Origin of the sequence: Amycolatopsis sp. CA-161197 (assembly GCF_050942255.1) — a bacterium.
GTDB lineage: Bacteria > Actinomycetota > Actinomycetes > Mycobacteriales > Pseudonocardiaceae > Amycolatopsis.
This window is the reverse complement of sequence record NZ_CP192059.1, coordinates 9,837,389-9,852,380: the sequence shown is the minus strand read 5'-3', so window position 1 is coordinate 9,852,380 and position 14,992 is coordinate 9,837,389. Positions and strand designations below refer to the sequence as shown.

Annotated in this window: 16 protein-coding genes; 6 read left to right on the top strand and 10 right to left on the bottom strand. The window is 70.8% G+C overall.

Annotated elements, in window-relative coordinates; all coding sequences use genetic code 11:
* Positions 1–19: 19 nt before the first annotated feature.
* Positions 20–871 (bottom strand): VOC family protein, encoded by an 852-nt coding sequence (locus tag ACQPXB_RS46765; protein ID WP_432848467.1) that lies wholly within the window; start codon positions 869–871, stop codon positions 20–22.
* Between the two features lie 101 nt (positions 872–972).
* Here ACQPXB_RS46765 and ACQPXB_RS46760 point away from each other — a divergent pair, with 101 nt between their 5' ends.
* Positions 973–1,944 (top strand): Lrp/AsnC family transcriptional regulator, encoded by a 972-nt coding sequence (locus tag ACQPXB_RS46760; RefSeq protein WP_432848465.1) that lies wholly within the window; start codon positions 973–975, stop codon positions 1,942–1,944.
* A gap of 108 nt (positions 1,945–2,052) precedes the next feature.
* On the opposite strand, the gene ACQPXB_RS46755 is transcribed toward ACQPXB_RS46760, so the two are convergent.
* The 4 genes from ACQPXB_RS46755 to ACQPXB_RS46740 form a co-directional block, all read right to left on the bottom strand.
* A complete protein-coding gene (locus tag ACQPXB_RS46755) occupies positions 2,053–3,120 on the bottom strand; it encodes a DNA polymerase III subunit beta (RefSeq protein ID WP_432848463.1) in 1,068 nt (355 codons plus the stop codon).
* Between the two features lie 64 nt (positions 3,121–3,184).
* Complete coding sequence (locus tag ACQPXB_RS46750; protein ID WP_432848461.1) at positions 3,185–4,447, bottom strand: MFS transporter; 1,263 nt, start codon at positions 4,445–4,447, stop codon at positions 3,185–3,187.
* Between the two features lie 558 nt (positions 4,448–5,005).
* Entirely contained in the window at positions 5,006–5,680 is a 675-nt protein-coding gene (locus tag ACQPXB_RS46745; RefSeq protein ID WP_204092840.1) for a Crp/Fnr family transcriptional regulator, read from the bottom strand.
* A 159-nt stretch (positions 5,681–5,839) separates the two neighbouring features.
* A complete protein-coding gene (locus ACQPXB_RS46740) occupies positions 5,840–6,091 on the bottom strand; it encodes a hypothetical protein (protein ID WP_204092841.1) in 252 nt (83 codons plus the stop codon).
* Positions 6,092–6,317: 226 nt separating this feature from the next.
* Between ACQPXB_RS46740 and nth the strand changes: the two genes are divergently transcribed.
* The 4 genes from nth to ACQPXB_RS46720 are packed head-to-tail and all read left to right on the top strand — an operon-like array spanning position 6,318 to position 9,487.
* Complete coding sequence (gene nth / locus ACQPXB_RS46735) at positions 6,318–7,001, top strand: endonuclease III (RefSeq protein WP_366583987.1); 684 nt, start codon at positions 6,318–6,320, stop codon at positions 6,999–7,001.
* Positions 6,998–7,597: a TlpA family protein disulfide reductase gene (locus tag ACQPXB_RS46730; protein ID WP_366583986.1), complete on the top strand. Its 600-nt coding sequence runs from the start codon at positions 6,998–7,000 to the stop codon at positions 7,595–7,597. Before nth ends, ACQPXB_RS46730 begins: the two co-directional genes overlap by 4 nt.
* Positions 7,594–8,298, top strand: a complete 705-nt coding sequence (locus ACQPXB_RS46725) for an NUDIX hydrolase (protein ID WP_366583985.1) — start codon at positions 7,594–7,596, stop codon at positions 8,296–8,298. Before ACQPXB_RS46730 ends, ACQPXB_RS46725 begins: the two co-directional genes overlap by 4 nt.
* Positions 8,299–8,302: 4 nt before the next feature.
* Positions 8,303–9,487 (top strand): MarP family serine protease, encoded by a 1,185-nt coding sequence (locus ACQPXB_RS46720; RefSeq protein ID WP_366583984.1) that lies wholly within the window; start codon positions 8,303–8,305, stop codon positions 9,485–9,487.
* A gap of 19 nt (positions 9,488–9,506) precedes the next feature.
* Here the strand turns inward: ACQPXB_RS46720 and ACQPXB_RS46715 are convergent, their stop codons facing one another.
* The 3 genes from ACQPXB_RS46715 to nhaA form a co-directional block, all read right to left on the bottom strand.
* Complete coding sequence (locus tag ACQPXB_RS46715) at positions 9,507–10,427, bottom strand: alpha/beta fold hydrolase (protein ID WP_432848457.1); 921 nt, start codon at positions 10,425–10,427, stop codon at positions 9,507–9,509.
* Positions 10,428–10,565: 138 nt separating this feature from the next.
* Entirely contained in the window at positions 10,566–11,063 is a 498-nt protein-coding gene (locus ACQPXB_RS46710) for a phage holin family protein (RefSeq protein WP_366583981.1), read from the bottom strand.
* Positions 11,064–11,067: 4 nt separating this feature from the next.
* Positions 11,068–12,315: a Na+/H+ antiporter NhaA gene (gene nhaA / locus ACQPXB_RS46705; RefSeq protein ID WP_432848454.1), complete on the bottom strand. Its 1,248-nt coding sequence runs from the start codon at positions 12,313–12,315 to the stop codon at positions 11,068–11,070.
* A 211-nt stretch (positions 12,316–12,526) separates the two neighbouring features.
* Here nhaA and ACQPXB_RS46700 point away from each other — a divergent pair, with 211 nt between their 5' ends.
* Positions 12,527–13,984: a peptide MFS transporter gene (locus tag ACQPXB_RS46700; RefSeq protein WP_432848452.1), complete on the top strand. Its 1,458-nt coding sequence runs from the start codon at positions 12,527–12,529 to the stop codon at positions 13,982–13,984.
* On the opposite strand, the gene ACQPXB_RS46695 is transcribed toward ACQPXB_RS46700, so the two are convergent.
* Both ACQPXB_RS46695 and ACQPXB_RS46690 read right to left on the bottom strand, forming a co-directional pair.
* Entirely contained in the window at positions 13,981–14,475 is a 495-nt protein-coding gene (locus tag ACQPXB_RS46695; protein WP_432857127.1) for an IS5 family transposase, read from the bottom strand. The two genes, ACQPXB_RS46700 and ACQPXB_RS46695, sit on opposite strands and share 4 nt — an antisense overlap.
* A gap of 7 nt (positions 14,476–14,482) precedes the next feature.
* Positions 14,483–14,902 carry a transposase gene (locus ACQPXB_RS46690; RefSeq protein WP_432848450.1) on the bottom strand — a complete coding sequence of 140 codons (420 nt, stop codon included), beginning with the start codon at positions 14,900–14,902 and terminating at the stop codon, positions 14,483–14,485.
* Positions 14,903–14,992: the final 90 nt, after the last annotated feature.

The following is a 14,992-nucleotide window of genomic DNA, read 5'->3' as shown; positions in this document are numbered from 1 at the left end:
GTCTCGATGATCATCACGTTCACCTTTCCACGAAACCGAGGGCCGCACCGCCGGCGTGGGCGGCGGGGACGAAGAAGCCGCCGCCGCGCAGGTCGACGGTGGGGAGGCCGGCGTCGGCGGCCAGTTTCCTTGCGGGAGTGAGGGTTTCGACGGCGACGGTCTGCGCCGCGAAGTACGGCAGACGGGGGGCCTGCTCGCCGGGGAGGACGTCGTCGAGCCTCGTCACGGGGACGAGGTCGAGGCGGCCGGTGCCCAGCGCGAACGAGGTGCCCGTGGGCTTCTGGTCGAGGATTCGTTCGTAGCGCTCGGTGTAGGCGGGGAGATCGGCGTCGGCGACGACGAGCTGGACGCTGTCGAGACCGTTCGCCGTGTTGGCGTGGCTGAGGAACTGCCGCTGGAACACGTGCTCCGGCGTGAGGTGCTCGGCGGTGTGCAGGATGCCCTCCGGCGTGCGGTCGCGGAGCAGGTGGACGCTGCGGAACCGCGCGGTGCGGGGGCCTTCGGCGGTGTCGACGTCGCGTTGCAGGGAAAGCACACCGGACTTCGACAGGCCGGCTTCGCGCAGCCGACGCTCGGCGGCCTCGGTGTCGGGGACGCCGAAGGACACCCCGTGCAGGCCGTCACCGCGCGCGGCGATGGGCAGCACGTGCCACGGATCGCCCGCCGTCGCGTCGACGATGCCGATCAGCTCGACGAACGAGTCGCCGAAGTAGACGCAGCGGTTGGCCGTGCAGCTCAGCGTCGGCTCGCTGCCGCTGGTGCCCGCGGCGAAGTGGCGCGACGGCGGGCTGAGGGTGAAGCCGAGCTGCTCGTAGAGCTGCCAGACGCGCTCGTAGCGCTGGGCCAGGAACACGGTGTGGTCGAGGTTCATTCGCGGCTCCTTCCGGTGCTCCCGACTCTCGTCCAGGCCGGTGGTTCCGGCTGCTCATTCGCTCCAAGTGCTCGAAATCCGACAGGGAATACGCTGATCCGGTGGATTCACCTCAGCTCGACGACCTCGACCGCCGGCTGACGCACGCGTTCCAGCTCGACGGGCGCGTGCCGTTCAGCCGCTTGGCCGAGGTGCTGGGCGTGTCGGACCAGACCGTGGCGCGGCGCTACCACCGGCTGCGGTCGACGGGGGTGGTGCGGGTCGTGGGCGTGCCGGAGGTGACCAAACTCGGTCGCGTTGTGTGGCTGCTGCGCGTGCGCTGCATGCCCGACGCGGCCGGCGCCATCGCCACGGCCCTGGCGCGGCGCGACGACACGTCGTGGGTCAGCCTCACCTCCGGCGGCACGGAGATCGCCTGCTACACCTCGGCGCCCCTCCAGGAGGCCGACGAGGGCCTGCTGCTGGGACAACTGCCGCGTACGCCGCGCGCGGTGTCCGTGACGGCGCACCGGTTGCTGCGCCGCTTCGCCGGTGGTCCGGCGGGCTGGCCGGGGCGGGCGAGTGCGTTGGACGCCGCTCAGGTCGCCGCGCTGACCCCCGTCTGGGAGCACAGCGGCGCGGCGCCGCGCCTGGAGCCCGGTGACGACGCCCTCTTCACCGCCCTGGCCCACGACGGCCGCGCCTCGCTGGCCTCGCTCGCCGCCGCGTCGCGACGCTCCGAAACGACCGTCCGGCGCCGCCTCGGGCACCTGCGCTCCTCGGGCGCGCTCTACTTCGACGTCGAGGTGGATGCCGCCCTGCTCGGTGCGTCGCTGTCGGCCTTGTTGTGGCTCGGCGTCACTCCGTCCCGCCTCGACGCGGTCGCCCGCGAGGTCGCGACCTATCCGGAAGTCGCGCAGGTCGCGGCCACCACCGGCCCGACCAACCTGGCCCTCAGCGTCGGCTGCCGCGACGACGACGCCCTCTACGACTTCCTCGCCACCCGCCTCGGCGCCCTCCCCGGCATCCGCCAGGTCGAGACGGCGCCGATGATCCGGACCATCAAACGCTCGGGCAGCTGGGTCGCGCCCTGATCTCGCGCGTCGCTGCGGAGTACCTACGCAGCAGGGTCGACGGCGCCCTCAGAGACGGATGAGGGGCATTCGTGCGCCCCGCTGCACGGCGGCCGCGTCCCGTCAATCTCAGCGGGGCAGCATCGGCATCAGGTAGTACGTGAGGCTCACCTCCTGGGGCTCCGCCGCCGTCAGGACACACGCGCGCAGCCCCGGCTGGATCGACAACCGCACGGTGGAGTCGGCGAAGGGCGCGAGGGCGTCGAGCAGGTAGCGCGCCTGGAACGACGGCGAGGTGCGGCCGCCGCAAACGTTTGCCTTCAGGGTTTCCTCGGCTTCGCCCGTGTCGGCGCGGGTGCTGGCGAGGCGGACGTGCGCGTCGCCCACTTCGAGGGTCAGGACGCGGCGGTCTTCGGCGTAGACGCCGACGCGACGGATGGCCGCGGCGAGGGCGTCGGCGGGCAGCTCGACCTCCGTGTCGACGCCGCCGCTCGGAATCGCGTCGGCCGACAGGAACCCCGCGTCGAGGACGGCGGTGGTGACGGTGCCGCCGGCCCAGGCCAGGCCGAAGTGGCCGGAGTCGGCGTGGAGGGTCAGAGTGCCCGTGGCGTGGCGCGTGGCCTCGGTCAGCAGGCGCGCGGGCACGAGCACGTCGAGCGGCCCCCACACCGCTCGCAACGGCACGCGCGCCACGGCCATGCGGTAGCGGTCGGAGGCGGTGAGCACGAGCGTGTCACCGGAGCTCTGCACGCGCACGCCTGTGAAGACCGGCAGCGGATCGTCCTTCGCCGCCGTGCCCGCGACCGTGCGGACCGCGGCCGCCAGCAGCTCCCCGTCCACTTCGGACAACCGCGGCGGTTGCGCGGGCTCCACGCGCGCACCCCGGTCCAGCAGCGGCAAGGCGAAGCGCGCCCCTTCCACGCGCACCGCCAGCCGGCTGCCTTCGACGACCAGGCGCACCTGGTCGACGTCCAGCATCTTCAGCGTCTCGGCCAGCGGCGCCGCCGGCACGAGCACCTCCCCGTCGGTGTGCGACGTCGCCGGGCACGCCAACCGCACGGACAGGTCACGGTCGCTGCCAGCGACCTCGAGCCCGTCCGCGTCGGCCCGCAGCCGCAGCGCGGCCTGCCTCGGCAGCAGGCGCGCGGCGGCGTTCACGGCTGTGGACAGCGGCCGTGCCGGTGACGTCAGATCCATGCCCGCGAAGCTAGCGCGGACCACCGACAGAAACCGGCCACGGCCCTTCTGAACTGCGGAAACGTCAGTTTCCGGCGCCGACGAGCTCACCCGAGCCGGTCGGCTCCGACGCCGGCGCGCGCACGGTGCCGCGCATCAGCCACACCACGATCGCCAGCGCCACCCCGGCCCCGCCGGCGGCCAGGAACGACGCGCTCGGGCCCGAGTGCTCGACCAGGTAACCGCTCACCGACTGGCCCGCGGCCAGCCCCAGCGTCACCGCCGTGAGGACCCAGCCGAAGGCCTCCGCGGCCGTACCGCGCGGCGCGACGGTCTCGATCGCCGTCGAGTGCGTGGTCGACTGCGGGGTGATCAGCGCGCCCGCCAGCAGCATCAGCAGCGCCAGCGCCCACAGCGACGACGGCAGCGCCAGCAGCGCCACCAGTGCGCCGAACCCGCCCAGCAACGCGGGCAGGCGCAGGCCCAGCCGGCGCGGCCACGGGTGCAGGCTGTAGGCCACGCCGAACGCCACCGACGTCAGCGACCACGCCGAAAGCAGCAGCCCGCTCAACGCCGCGTGCCCGGACTCCGTCGCGGCGGCCGGCACGGCCACCTCGACGAACCCGATCACCACACCGAAGCCCAACGCGGCCACGGCGAGCGTCCGCATGCCCGGGCTCGCCAGCGCACCCAGCAGCTTCGACTTCGCGCGCGGAGCAGGGCCCCAGGCGCGCACGGCGGGGCTCAGCGCGAACACCGTCGCGCCGGTGACCATCGCCGCGGCGCCCGCGACCATGCCCGTGCCGGCCCACGGCGCCGTGATCAGCAGACCCGCGATGCCCGGGCCGAGGATGAAGAACACTTCCATGCTGATCGCTTCGTACGAGAAGGCCGCGTTGCGCGCGGGGCCTTCCGGAAGCAGCTTCGTCCACAACGCACGCGAGGCCGACCCGATCATCGGCTCCGACAGACCCGTGGCGGCGGCCAGCGCAACCAAGACGACCGTCGGCGCGTGCGCCTCGATCGCCAGGGCCAGCGCGACCATCGACAGCGCGAACAGTCCCACCGTGGCCAGCAGCGGCCGCGTGGGCCCGTAGCGGTCGATGAGGCGCCCCTGCACCACCGCGCCCACGGACACGCCGGCGAGCGAGCTGGCGGAAACCAGCCCGGCTGCGGCGAACGAACCGGTCTCGCGCTGCACGTAGAGCAGCGCCGAGATGCCGATCATCGCGATCGGCAAGCGGGCGAGCACCGACGCGACGACCGGGCGGCGAGAGCCAGGGGCCCTCAGCGCGGCACGGTAGTCGGCGAGTGTGGTGCGGCCTTCGGAGCGAGCAGAGTGGGACACGCGTACCAGTATGCCTGAGAGTGGTACGGAAGTACCAGTTGTTTTGCGGTCAGGTGCGTCACCGCCATCGAACGGCGTCGGTTACGCCGCAGAGGTCTCGATCCCGTAACGCTCTATGGATTCTCGGTGAACTCGTGCAACGAAACGGCCGAAGCGGCGTCCTTGAGAGTGAATGGCCTTGAATTCGTGGGTAGTGGCCATGATGGTTGAGAAACAGCACATCCCAACTCCCTCCGGCATACGGGTCGGGGCCTGAACCGGAGGGCGGGGAGCGCGGGTCGTCGGGGGATGGTCCGCGCGAGGCAAGGAGCCGGTGCGCCACGTCGGGGGTGGCGCCCGGCTCTTTGTCGTTTGTGGCGGCTTCGCTCCCGCCGGGTGGTCCACTTAGTTTCCCTGCGGTGGAGGAAAAACGCGCCGCGACACGGCATGGTCGGCTGGATGCCGCTCGTGTGGGGGACGCCCACAAAGGCTGAATCCCCGCTCCAGTCCCAAAAGCCCCAAAAACGACGAAGGCCACCCGACGCCGTGTGGCGAGGGGTGGCCTTCAGTCCAAAGCAGTTACCGCGCGCGGCGGGCCAGGCGTTCGGGGTCCAGGATCAGGACGCTCTTGCCTTCCAGCCGCAGCCAGCCGCGGTGGGCGAAGTCGGCGAGGGCCTTGTTGACGGTCTCGCGGGAGGCGCCGACGTACTGGGCGATCTCCTCCTGCGTGAGGTCGTGGGTCACGCGCAGGAGGCCGGCCTCCTGGCTGCCGAAGCGCTGCGCGAGCTGTAGGAGCGCGCGGGCCACGCGGCCGGGCACGTCGGTGAAGATCAGCTCGGCGACCATGTTGTTCGTCCGGCGCAGCCTGCGGGCCACGACGCGCAGCAGCTGCTCCGCGATCTCCGGGCGCGTCGAGATCCACTGGCGCAGGGCCGGGCGGTCCATGGTGACGGCGCGGACCTCGGTGACCGTCGTCGCACTCGACGTGCGCGGGCCCGGGTCGAAGATGGACAGCTCGCCGAACATGTCCGACGGGCCGAAGATCCCCAGCAGGTTCTCGCGGCCGTCGGGCGACTTGCGGCCGATCTTCACCTTGCCGGACTGGATGATGTACAGCTTGTCGCCCGGCTCACCCTCGCTGAAGATGACATGGCCGCGGGGGAACTCCACGGATTCCAAGGTCTGGGCCAGAGCCTCAGCGGCTGCCGGCTCAACACCCTGGAAAATGCCCGCACGGGCCAGGGTTTCGTCCACCTCGGGTGCCTCCTCGTCGAGAAACGATCACTTCCTTCGCAGGTCGAAGGCCGTGTCGCCGATCACTTTCGCGTCAGTCTAGGGCGTGTCGGCGAGATCGCCCGTCGGCTCGCCGCGCGGGGCGCGGCAGCCGGAGACGATCTCGCACGAACAGGGAGCCTAACTCCGCACGCGTCGCGCGCGTAGCCTGGCTGCCCGTCCGCCCAGCCTGCGCAGCCGGAACAGCTCCAGAGCGCGGCCGATCCCGTGGCCGTACAGGGCCCTGACCTCGTTGGGTTGGGCCTGCTCCAGGAACTCCTCGACCTCGTTCTCCTGCACCGCGACGTGCTTGAGGCGGCTTTCCACCCGCTCCATGAAGAGAGCGAAGAACATGATCACCAGTGGGACCAGAATCACGAACCACGCGGTCATGACGCACATCCACTACGGAAAGTAAGCATCGACTCCAGATCCTCGCTCCTCGCGGCACACGGTGCGCCGAGGTGGTGCTCTGGCGTGTCGGCCGTCCACCGGCGGGTGCTCCCGCCCGGCTCGTCCGACGCGCCCGTAGGCTATCGGGGTGCCACCTGCCGTCACGAACGCCCCCCGCGAGGGCGCCGGTGAAAGCCGGCTCGCCTTGGTGAGACGCGCCCGGCGTATGAAGCGTTGCCTCGACGAGGTGTATCCCGACGCGAAAGCCGAGCTGGACTTCACGAATCCGCTGGAACTCCTGGTCGCGGTGGTGCTTTCCGCCCAGACCACCGACGTGCGGGTGAACCTGGTCACGCCCGCGTTGTTCAAGCGCTATCCCACGGCGGCCGCCTACGCGGGCGCCGATCGCACCGAACTCGAGGAGTTCCTGAGGCCCACCGGGTTTTTCAGGGCCAAGGCCAACTCGGTGATGGGCCTCGGCGCGGCGCTCGTGGAGCGCTTCGACGGCGAGGTCCCCAAGAAGCTCGACGACCTCGTCACACTCCCCGGTGTGGGGCGCAAAACGGCCAACGTCGTGCTCGGCAACGCGTTCGGCGTGCCGGGAATCACTGTGGACACCCACTTCGGCCGCCTCGTGCGCCGCTGGGGCTGGACCGCCGAGGAAGACCCGGTGAAGGTCGAGCACGCGGTGGGGGAGCTGATCCCCCGCAAGGAGTGGACGATGCTCTCGCACCGCGTGATCTTCCACGGCCGCCGCGTGTGCCACGCGCGCAAGCCGGCGTGCGGCGCGTGCCCGCTGAAGAAGGACTGCCCGTCCTACGGACTGGGACCCACGGAGTTCGAGGTCGCCGCGAAGCTCGTCAAGGGCGAGGAGCGTGAGCACATCCTCGAGCTGGCGGCGCGAGGGTGACAACGGTCACCAAGTGGGCACTCGGCGTCGCGGTCCTGGTGGTCGCGGTGCTGGTCGCCGTGCTCACCACGCGGGGTGGCTCGAAGGACGCGCCCGCCGCGACGGGTGATCTCACCGCCGCCCGCGCGCAGGCCGCGTTGAACGCGTGCCCGCCACCGGCCGCCACGGAGGTCGCGCAGCTGTCCGGCATCCAGGCCGACTGCCTCGGCGACGGCTCGCGCGTCGACGTCGGCAAGGTCCTCGCCGGCGGCCCGACGCTGGTGAACGTGTGGGCGTCGTGGTGCACACCGTGCCGCACCGAGCTGCCGGTGCTGCAGAAGTACGCCACCGAACCCGGCGCCGTGCGCGTGGTCGGGGTGCAGGTGGCCAGCCCCGCGGCCGACGGGCTCGGCCTGCTGCGGACCCTCGGCGTGCACCTGCCCTCGGTCTACGACGGCGGCGGCTCGACCGGACCGATCCGCACCGCCCTCAAGGTGCCCTCGAACTTGCCCGCGTCCTACCTCGTGACCCCCGACGGTCAGGTGCGCTTCATCTCCAATCCCCGCTTGTTCGACAGCACCGACCAGGTGCGCGCAGCCGTGAAGGACTTCTCATGACCGGTCCCCTCGTCGAGCCCGAAGCCGTGCCGGAGTGGCTGCGGCCGCTGGTGAAGGTGTCCGGGGAGGTCGACAGCCGCGCGTTCAGCCGCTTCACCGTCGACGACTCGCTCACGCGCTCGGCCGCCGTCCTGATCCTCTTCGGTGAACGCGCCGACGGTCCCGACGTGCTGCTGCAGCGCCGCGCCGACACGCTCGGCTCCCACGCGGGCCAGGTCGCGTTCCCGGGCGGCGGCGCGGAGGACGGCGACGGCGGGCCCGTCGGCACGGCCCTGCGCGAGGCCGAGGAGGAGACGGGCGTGGACCCGTCGGGGATCCTGCCCGTCGCGATCCTGCCGGAGCTGCCCGTGCCGGTGTCGCGCTTCGCCGTGACGCCCGTGCTCGCGTACTGGCACACGCCCTCGCCCGTGCACGCCGTGGATCCCGGCGAGACGGCCGCCGTCGCGCGCGTCGCGCTCGCGGACCTCGCAGATCCGGCCAACCGCTTCCGCGTGCGGATGCGCGGCCGCTCGTGGACGGGCCCGGCGTTCGACGTCGAGGGTCTGTTCGTGTGGGGCTTCACCGCGGGGCTGCTGTCGGCGCTGCTTTCACTCGGTGGCTGGGAGCGCGAGTGGGACACCGGCGACGTGCGCGACCTTGACGTAGCGTTGGCCGAACACCGGGCCCGGAACGCGGCGCGGGGAGAGGCGAACGAGGAGTGACGGCGTGAACTGGGTCGATGTCCTCGTGCTGGTGCTGGCGGTGCTGGCGGCTGTCTCGGGGGCGTTCCAGGGCGTGATCGTCGCGCTGCCCGCGCTGATCGGCGTCGCCATCGGGGCGGTGCTCGGCGTGAAGCTGGCGCCGTTCGTGATCGAGCTGTTCGACAGTCCCGTCGCGAAGGTGGCCTTCGCGCTCGCCGTGGTCGTGTTCCTCGTGGTGCTCGGCGAGACGCTCGGGGTGTGGATCGGGCGCAAGCTGCGCCAGAAGATCAACCCGGACAAGCTGTCCGGAGTGGACAAGACGTTGGGCGCGATCGTCCAGGCCGCCGCGGTTTTCGTGGTGGCCTGGCTGGTGGCGAACCCGCTCACCACCGTGTCGGCCATCCCGGGGCTGGCGAAGTCGATCAACTCGTCGGTGGTGCTGGGCGAGGTCAACGACCTGATGCCGGCCGAGGCCCAGGGCCTGCCGAGCGACCTGCGCAAGCTGCTCGACGCCTCGGGCTTCCCGTCGGCGCTCTCGCCGTTCGAGAAGGCGCCGGCCGCCGACGCCGCGCCGCCGGACACGTCGATGAACATCACCGCGGTCGCGCGCCGGGTGCACCCGAGCGTGGTGAAGATCCGTGGCAACGCGCCGTCGTGCTCGAAATCGCTGGAGGGCAGTGGTTTCGTGATTGCGCCGCAGCGCGTGATGACCAACGCGCACGTGGTCGCGGGCACCGACGAGGTCGGCATCGAGTCCACGCGCGGCGACTACCGGGCGCGCGTCGTGTACTTCAACCCCGAGGTCGACATCGCCGTGCTGGCGGTGCCGGGCCTGTCCGCGCCCGCGCTGCCGTTCGCCCAGGAAACCGCGCGCGCCGGCGACAACGCCATCGTGCTCGGCTACCCGCTCGACGGCCCGTACACCTCCACCGCCGCCCGCGTGCGCGGCCGCATCAACCTGCGCGGCCCGGACATCTACGACGCCAACACCGTGCAGCGCGACGTCTTCACCATCCGCGCCGGCATCCGCAGCGGCAACTCCGGCGGCCCCATGATCACCCCCGACGGCGACGTCATCGGCGTCGTCTTCGGCGCGGCGGTGGAAGACCCGGACACCGGCTTCACCCTGACCGCGGAACAGGTCCGCGCCGAGGTCGCCGCGGCGCCGTCCCAGACGACGAACGTGAGCACGGGCGCCTGCGCGAGCTGAGCCAGCTCACGAAGTCCGCTCAGCTCACGAAGTCCACAACGGACTTCGTCACGCGGTCCGGCTCCTCCAGGTGCGGGAAGTGCCCGACGCCGGGCCAGACGCGAGGCTCGCCGTGGGGTCCGGCCCAGTGCACGGAAGCGCGCGCGGTTTCCGGGACGATGCAGGTGTCGGCGGCGCCGTGCAGTTGCAGGACGGGGGCGGTGACGCGTTCGCCCACGGCGTCGGTGAAGCGGCGGCCCTCGCCGCGGAACTGGGCGCGGAAGGCCCAGCGGTAGTACTCCAGCGCGGAGTGCGCGACGCCCGGGATCAGCATCGCCTGGCGGAAGCGGGCGACGGTGTCGGTGAAGTCCGAAGAGGACCGCCAGACCGGGCCGGACCAGCTGTGGAACAACGACTCCACGTTGGCGGCGCCGTCGCGTACCAGCCACTTCTCCGGCGCCATCGGCACCTGGAAGCGGAACAGGTGCCCGACCGCGCGGGCTTGGCGGCGGGGCGAACGCAGCACGGCGGACTTCAGTGCGAGCGGGTGCGCGGCGCCGACGGCCGTCACGGAGGACACGAGCCGGGGGTGCAGGGAGGCGACCGTCCAGGCGAGCATGCCGCCCCAGGCGTGGCCGACGAGGTGCGCGCGGCGGGCGCCGAGGGCCTTGACCAGGCCGCCGACGTCGCCGGCGAGCGTCCACGCGTCGTAGCCGCGCGGGGGTTTGTCGGAGTCGCCATAGCCGCGCAGGTCGACGGCGACGGCGCGGAAACCGGCGTCCGCGAGGCCGCGCAGCTGGTGGTGCCACGTCCACCAGAACTCGCCGAAGCCGTGCAGCAGCAGGACCAGTGGTCCGTCGCCGAGCTCGGCGACGTGCAGGCGGATGCCGTTGGCCGAGACGTCGCGGTGCGTCCACGGACCGTCGATCCGGACGATCGACGGGTCGGGCGTGAGCTGCACTGCGGGCTCCGCTTCAGCCGGTACTGTGCCGATCGTTACCAATCCAACCACAGCCACGGCCGAATGACTTCGTAGCAACGGTTACGGGCCGGCGTGCTTTCGGCCGGATTGGTAACTCAGCCTGGGCGCGGTCCCGCGTCAGGGACGCGTCGCGGGCAGGTCGTCTTCGGCGGCGCGACGCGGCTTGAGGGCCGCGGCCGTCTCCTTGACGCTGTCGATCGTGCGCTCCGGCGCCTTCAGCTTCTTCACCTTGCGCCAGCCGAGGAACGCCGTGACGGCGGTGGTCAGCAGCATCAGGCCGAACACGGTGAGGAACGCCGGCCAGCGGACGCCCCACCAGTCCGACAGGATCTCCGCGATGAAAAGGAACAGGAAGTACGAGCTGTAGAGCCCCACGGCGAGCGCGATGAGGAAGTAAACGGCTCCCTTGAGCCCCTTCTTCATCTCGCCGACCAGCTCCGACTTCGCCAGCTCGACCTCGGCCCTGACCAGCGTCGACAGGTGCTGGGTGGCGTCGCCGACGAGTTTGCCGATGGACTGTTCCGCCGCCGCGGCCTCCTCGTCGCTCGACAGGGGCAGGTAGGGCACGGCCCCCACGCCGTCGGGGCCGGTGCGTTCGTGTTTGGGGCTGGTCACCGGGTCATCGTGCCACGTACCCGTTCCCCGGGCGCGGCGGACCGTCGGGAGTGTCGGGATCGGATCCGCGCGCGTGTGCCCGGCTGCGTCGCAACAGCAGCGCGGCGGACGCCAGCGAGGCGATGGCGGACGCGATCAGCACCGCCGCTTTCGCGAGGTCGCTCGTCGCCTCGTCGAGCGCGAGGTCCGAGATCAGCAGGCTCACGGTGAAGCCGACGCCGCCGAGCAACGCCAGCGCCGAGAGATCACGCCAACCCGTGCCGGTGGGCTTTTCCGCGACGCCCAGCTTCACCGCCAGCACGCTCGCCCCGAGGATGCCGACGAACTTGCCCACGACCAGTCCCAACAGGACAGCCAGCGGCAACGCGGTGGTGAAGACCTGTCCCAACGCGTGCCCGCTCACCGAGATGCCCGCGGCGAACAGCGCGAACACGGGCACCGCGACCGCCGCCGACCACGGCTGCAGCCGGTGCTCAAGCCGCAGCGCAGGCGCCTCGCCCTCGCCTTCGTCGGGCTTCACGCGGGTGAGCAGCCCGAGCGCGACGCCGGCGATGGTCGCGTGGATGCCCGTGGCGTGGACCGCGACCCAGGTGACCACCGCGAGCGGCACGTACAACCAGGTCGTGCGCACGCGTTTGTGCTGCAGGAACCAGTACAGCGCGAGCGCCACCACGGCGACGGCCGCGGCCACGAGGTCGAACCCGGTGGTGAAGACGATCGCGATCACGAGGATCGCGCCGAGGTCGTCGACCACCGCCAGCGACAGCAGGAACACCCGCGCGCTGCTCGGCAGGTTCGATGCCGTCAGCGCGAGCACGCCGAGCGCGAACGCGATGTCCGTGGCCACGGGGATCGCCCACGCGCGGTCGATCCCCGGCGTGCCCCAGGCCACGGCCAGCGCGAGCAGCGCCGGCACGACCATTCCGCCGACGGCCGCGATCACCGGCAGCACCGCCTGCTTGAACCGCGAGAGCTCACCCACCACGAGCTCGCGCTTGAGCTCCAGCCCGGCGACGAAGAAGAACAACGCGAGCAGCCCGTCCTTCGCCCAGTCGCCGATCGACAGGTTCAGGTGCAGGAACTCGGGGCCGATCTCGAAGTCGCGCACGGCCCGGTAGACGTCACCGGCGGGCGAGTTGGCCCAGATCAGCGCGACGGCCGTGGCGACCAGCAGGATGATCCCGCCGGTCGTCTCCGTGCGCAGGTAACGGGCGAACTCGGCGGCGGCGCGGGCCGGGCGGGAAGCGGTCACGGGCAGAACCCTCCAGGGGTCGGCAACGAACACAGACTCTTGCCGACCAGGCTTCCCGGCGCACCTTTGATCTCATCTTAACGAACGCGAAGCGCTCGTGAGGGCCTTCGATGACGCTTCCCACATCCACTCCGGTGTTCGTTTCACCCATTTGCCATCTAGCATGCGAATCGGAAACGACAACGTTGTCTAGGACAAGGACGAGACAGTTGTGAGTACCTCTACCGAGGCCCAGCACGACACGAGGTTCTTCGGGCACCCACGAGGGCTGGCGAACCTCTTCGGCGTGGAGATGTGGGAGCGGTTCTCCTACTACGGGATGCTCGGCATCCTCGCCATCTACCTGTACTACAAGGCCGACCAGGGCGGACTCGGCATCGACCAGGGCGACGCGCTCGGCGTGGTCGGCGCGTACGGCGGCACGGTCTACCTCGCCACCGTGATCGGCGCGTGGGTGGCCGACCGCCTGCTCGGCTCCGAGCGCACGCTGTTCTACAGCGCCGTGCTGGTGATGATCGGCCACATCGCGCTGGCGCTGCTGCCGGGCCTGACCGGTATCGGCGTGGGCCTCGCGTGCGTCGCGATCGGCTCCGGCGGCCTCAAGGCCAACGCCACCGCCGTGGTCGGCACGCTCTACGCCGAGGGCGACGAGCGCCGCGACGCCGGCTTCACGATCTTCTACATGGGCATCAACCTGGGCGGCTTCATCGGCCCGCTGCTCACCGGGCTGGCGCAGTCGGAGGTCGGCTTCCACCTGGGCTTCGGCCTCGCCGCGATCGGCATGGCGCTCGGCCTGATCCAGTACACGCTCGGCCGCAAGAACCTGGGCGCGAAGGCGTCGGAGGTCCCCAACCCGCTGCTGCCTTCGCAGCGCTGGATGGCGATCGGTGTCGCCGTGGTGATCGTGGTGGCGGTGGCTGCGCTGATCATGTCCGGGGTGGTCGGGCCGTCGAACCTGGCCGACGTGGTCGTGTACGTGGTCGTCGCGATCTCGGTGGTGTACTTCGTGGTCATCCTGACCAGCAAGAAGATCACGTCCGACGAGCGCAGCCGCGTGTTCTCGTTCATCCCGATGTACATCGCGAGCGCCGCGTTCTTCTCGCTGTACCAGCAGCAGTCCACGGTCGTCTCGGTCTACAGCGACCAGCGCCTGGACCGGAGCCTGTTCGGCTGGGACATGCCGGTGTCGTGGGTCAACTCGATCAACCCGGTGTTCATCATCATCTTCGCGCCGATCGTCGCCGCGATCTGGACGAAGCTCGGGCCGAGGCAGCCGTCGACGCCGATGAAGTTCGTGCTCGGCACGGTGCTCATGGGCCTGGCGTTCCTGCTGTTCCTGCCGATGACCGGCACCGGCGTGAACGGCAGCCCGCTGATCGCCCTGGCCGGCATCCTGCTGGTGTTCACGATCGCGGAGCTGATGCTGTCGCCGGTCGGGCTGTCGCTGTCGACGAAGCTCGCGCCGAAGGCGTTCCGCACGCAGATGGTGGCGCTGAACTTCCTGTCGGTCTCGCTGGGCACCGCGATGTCGGGCAAGCTCGCCGAGTCCTACGACGTGCACGACGAGACGCCGTATTTCAGCATCATCGGCGGCGTGGCCATCGCGATCGGCCTGATCCTGCTGGCGCTGATCCCGTTCATCCGGCGGCTGATGAAGGGCGTGCACTAGGGCGCGTCTGACAATGCTTTGGTCCAGGTGATCACGGCATGCAGGACGACCGCTGATCGGTAGACGATGGCCAACTTGTCGTAGCGAGTGGCCAGCCCGCGCCACTGCTTGAGCAGGTTGAAGCAGCGTTCGACCACGTTGCGGCCGCGGTAGTCGACCGGGTCGAAGGCGGGTGGGCGGCCGCCGCGGGAGCCGCGGCGTTTGCGGTGCCCGGCTTGATCAGCTGGCTCGGGGATCACCGCCGTGATGCCGCGGTCGCGCAGATGCCCGCGGATCGCCCGCGAGGAATAGGCCTTGTCACCACGGACGCGGTCGGGTCGGGTGCGGGCCCGACCGCGTCCGGCCCGACGGATCCGCAGATGTCGCATCAGGTGCGGGAACATCGGTGCGTCCCCGGCCTGGCCGGGCCCGACCAACGTCACCAGTGGTCGGCCGTTGCCGTCGACGAGGTGGTGGACTTTGGTGCTCCAGCCGCCACGGGAGCGGCCGATCGCGTGGTCAGGCGGCTCGGTCAGCAGATCCGTGTAGTTCGACCCAGCCCCCTGTGGGGCGAGTGATGGTGGTGGCGTGCTGATGCGCCCGCGCGATCGTCGAGTCCACCGACACCGACCAATCCACCAGGCCCGCCGCGTCGGCTTCGGCGAGCAGCCGTTGCAGCACGGTGTCCCAGGTTCCGTCGCCGGCCATCCGCCGGTGCCAGGTCCAGATCGTCTGCCACGGACCGAACACCCCGGGCACATCCCGCCAGGCAATCCCGCACCGATACCGGTAGATGATCCCCTCGACCATCGACCTGGCATCCGAGAACGGCCGACCTTGTTTGCCGGTGCGGACCGGAAGCAGGTCCTCGATCAACGCCCACTGATCGTCTGAGAGCAACTGAAACCGCGACACACCGGGCAGCATCTCAGCCGCCAACCGAAACCTTTCTCAGACACGCCCTAGTACTGCAACGACACTTCGTGATGGCCGCGTCGTCGGTAGTGGCTAGTACGTGCTCGGGCTTGG

What these genes read in the sequence shown, in the direction of transcription:
- ACQPXB_RS46755 (WP_432848463.1), bottom strand. Translation starts at nt 3,120, where the DNA reads ATGGATCTGACGTCACCGGCACGGCCGCTGTCCACAGCCGTGAACGCC.
- ACQPXB_RS46765 (WP_432848467.1), bottom strand. Translation starts at nt 871, where the DNA reads ATGAACCTCGACCACACCGTGTTCCTGGCCCAGCGCTACGAGCGCGTC.
- ACQPXB_RS46740 (WP_204092841.1), bottom strand. Translation starts at nt 6,091, where the DNA reads ATGACCGCGTGGTTCGTGATTCTGGTCCCACTGGTGATCATGTTCTTC.
- nth (WP_366583987.1), top strand. Translation starts at nt 6,318, where the DNA reads ATGAAGCGTTGCCTCGACGAGGTGTATCCCGACGCGAAAGCCGAGCTG.
- ACQPXB_RS46725 (WP_366583985.1), top strand. Translation starts at nt 7,594, where the DNA reads ATGACCGGTCCCCTCGTCGAGCCCGAAGCCGTGCCGGAGTGGCTGCGG.